General features: G+C 64.6%; 1 protein-coding gene. It reads left to right on the top strand.

Annotated elements, in window-relative coordinates; all coding sequences use genetic code 11:
- The coding region (locus ACYVDE_RS17810) for a LamG-like jellyroll fold domain-containing protein (protein WP_460502899.1) at positions 1–3456 on the top strand (3456 nt) is incomplete at both ends.

Below are 3456 nucleotides of genomic sequence, written 5' to 3'. Positions count from 1 at the left end.
CCAGCGTGAGCACGGCCGCCGGCACGGCCAGCGTGACCACCTTCACGACCGTGGCGGCCACCCCGCCCGGCAACGCGCTGGCATTTGACGGCAGCGACGACTACGTAGCTTTCGGCAGCACGCCAGCCGTGAATAACCTGGGCCCGGGCTCCTTCTCGATGGAAGCTTGGGTGTACTACGATGGCGGCACCGGAGCCGAGTCCATCATTCGCAAGGATGGCGACTATAACTTCTATATTAACGGCAACAAGCTACACACCGAGGTATGGAGCAGCGGTACCGGCAGCCCAACCTGGCAGCGCATCGATGGCACGGCTACCACGCTGCCGGCCAACCGCTGGGCCCACGTAGCGGCTGTGTGGAACGGTAGCACCATGCAGCTGTATATCAACGGTGCGGCCGAGGCCAGCACCGTGACTACCAGCAATATCAGCGCCTCGGCCAACCTGACGCTGGGCAAATCGGTGATATACGGCAACCTGCTCAACGGCCGTCTCGACGAGGTGCGCATCTACACTGCGGCCCTCACCCAGGCCCAGGTGCAGGCCGACATGCTCAGCACCGCGTCGGCCGTACCGGCTAGCCTGAAATTCTATGCCAGCTTCGACCAGGGCACCCCCAGCGGCGCCAACACCGGCCAAACCACCCTCTACGACCAGAGCAGCAACGCCTACGCCGGCACGCTCACCAACTTCAACAGCCCCGGCCTGACCAACGGCAACAGCACCTCAAACTGGGTGGAAAGCTACGCCCTGGTAGTGCCCACCGCTGCCGCCGCCACGGCCCGCACGGCCACCGGCTTCACGGCCAACTGGACGGCCCCGGCCGTGGGCACCGTGGATAACGGCTACCGCCTCGACGTGTCGGCCAGCAGCACTTTTGCCTCGGGCGTGACGACCTACACCGTGAGCAGCGGCACGAGCCAGGCCATCACAGGCCTGACGGCCAATGCGACCTACTACTACCGCGTGCGGGCCGACAAAACCAGCGTGACGGGCCAGGGCGCGTACTCCAACACCGTTACCGCATGCCCGGCCCCCGTGGCCGCAGCCCAGAACGCCAGCGTGACGCTGGACGTCAGCGGCAACGCCACGCTGGCCGCCACCGCTGTGAACAACGGCAGCACGGCCAATTGCGGCGCCGCCACAGCCGCCGCGCTGAGCGTGAGCCCCAGCAACTTCAGCTGTGCCGATGTGGTGCCTGCCACCGTGGCTAGCGCCCTGAGCTTTAATGGCAGCGGCCAATACGTAGCAATTGGCAACACAGCTACCGTGCCGCTGGGCAACAGCGCCTACACCATTGAAGCCTGGATTAAGCCTAATCAGATGGGCGATTATGGCATCATTGGCTGGGGCAACTACGGCTTCAACGACCAGGTTAATGCGCTCCGTTTGTACCCCGGCGGCATTCATAACTACTGGTGGGCCCACGACCTGAGCGGCGCCACTGGCAACCTGGCCGGTACCTGGCACCACGTAGCCGCTACGTTCGACGGCACCACCCGCCGCATTTACCTTGATGGGGCCCTGCTCAACTCGGATGCCCCCGGCAGTTCCCACGCCGTGCCCAACGCCAACAACCTGCGCATTGGCTCGACTAACAACGGCGAATACTTTCCCGGCAGCATCGACGAAGTGCGGGTGTGGAGCGTGGCGCGCACTCAGGCTCAACTGAACACTGCCAAGGGCATTGGCCTGCCCGGCGGCACGACCGGCCTGGTAGCCTATTATCGCCTGAACGAAGGCAGTGGTCTGAACACAGCTGACGCTACTGGCAACGCGGCCAATCTGGGCACGCTCACCAATGGCCCCACCTGGACTACCGACGCGGCCCCCGTAATGAACGGCAGCCCCGTGACGCTGACCGTGACCGACACTGGCGGCAACACCAGCACGGCCCCGGCTGTGGTGACAGTGCGCGACAACGCGGCCCCCGCCGCAACCGGTAGTGGCCCGCTGCCCGCCGCCCCCACGCTGGCCACCAGCAACGTGCCCGAAGCCGGCAACTACGGCGTGCTGTACCAGTACGACGTGCCCAACGTAGCCAGTCTCAATGGGCTGTCGGCTATTCCTTACACTGTGAACAACTCTGGGGTTTCTATCGCAACCCCGGCCCGGGTAGCCTATTTCATGGAACTGTCTAACGGCACCAGCTCCAAGTGGGTATGGGCCTCGATGGACAACTTCGCCAGCACCCTCACGCAGCTGGGCCTGCCCAACCCGACGGCCAACAACGTTAACTTCCACCGGAATGTGACCAACCTGAACGTATTCAGCAGTGCGGGCGCGGGCGTAACTACAGGCACGGGCATTGGCACCGGTCGGATAGAAATGTGGTACTGGAACTACGGTACCGGCAACACGGACAACGTGCCCGGTGCCAGCGGCAGCACCTATGACTTCGGCGACGACCCTAACGTAGGCTCGGGCAATTACGGCTCTTTCCAAGTCCACAACGTGACGGCTGGCCAAACCCTGCTGGCTTACAACAACTGGGGGGGCAACGGCGACGGCGGCGGCATTGGGAACATCGGCATTGGCAACCAGGTAGGCGGCAGTGGCAACCCCGATTGGACCTTCACCTACAACGCTAATGCTTACACGGTGAAGCGCATCTACATTCTGGTGCCCAATAACGGGGCCTTCACCCAGCCCGCCACGGTGGCGCTCAACGCTTCGGGCACGGCCACACTCACGCAAAGCCAGGTGTACACCGGCGCGGCCGACAACTGTGCCGTGAGCTCGGTGGTGATTACGCCCAGCACGTTCACCTGCGCCCAAACCAGCGCGCCGCAGCTCGTCACGGTGGCCGTATCCGATGCTTCGGGCAACACTACTACGCAGTCGGCCTACGTAACGGTGACCGTACCGCCCACGACCACCACGACCTGGAACGGCAGCAGCAGCAGCACCTGGACCGACTGCGCCAACTGGAGCTACGGCAAGGTGCCCGATGCCAGCACCAGCGTGGTTATTCCGACCGGCCAGCCCCGCTACCCCGTGCTCGCCACCGGCACTGCTCCCGTGCTCGACCTGACCGTGAACAGCGGCGGCAGCCTCACGCTGAACAGCGGCGCTACGCTGCAGGTGAACGGCAGCTTCGCCAGCAGCGGCACGGCCACGCTTTCGGGCACGGTGGCTTTTGTGGGCAGCGCCGCTACCCAGATGCTGAATGTGGGCACCGGCTTCAACACCGTGACGGTGAACAAGCCCAGCGGCACCGTGCAGCTGGCCCAGAATCTGACCATCAACACAGCCTTGACCCTGACCAGTGGCACCCTCACTACCACCGGCAGCTACCAGGTGAATCTCGGCGGCTCGGCCAGCCTCAGCGAGAGCGATGCCAGCTACGTGCTGGGCAAAGTAGTGGTAAACCGCACGCTAGCCCCCGGCACGGCCGAAACCTTTGCCGGGCTGGGCCTGACGCTGACGCCCGCCGCCGGCTCGGTGGCCCCCG

The sequence above is a fragment of the Hymenobacter agri genome, assembly GCF_054778495.1.
The sequence above is the reverse complement of the archived record's forward strand: the minus strand, read 5'-3'. Positions and strand labels throughout refer to the sequence as shown.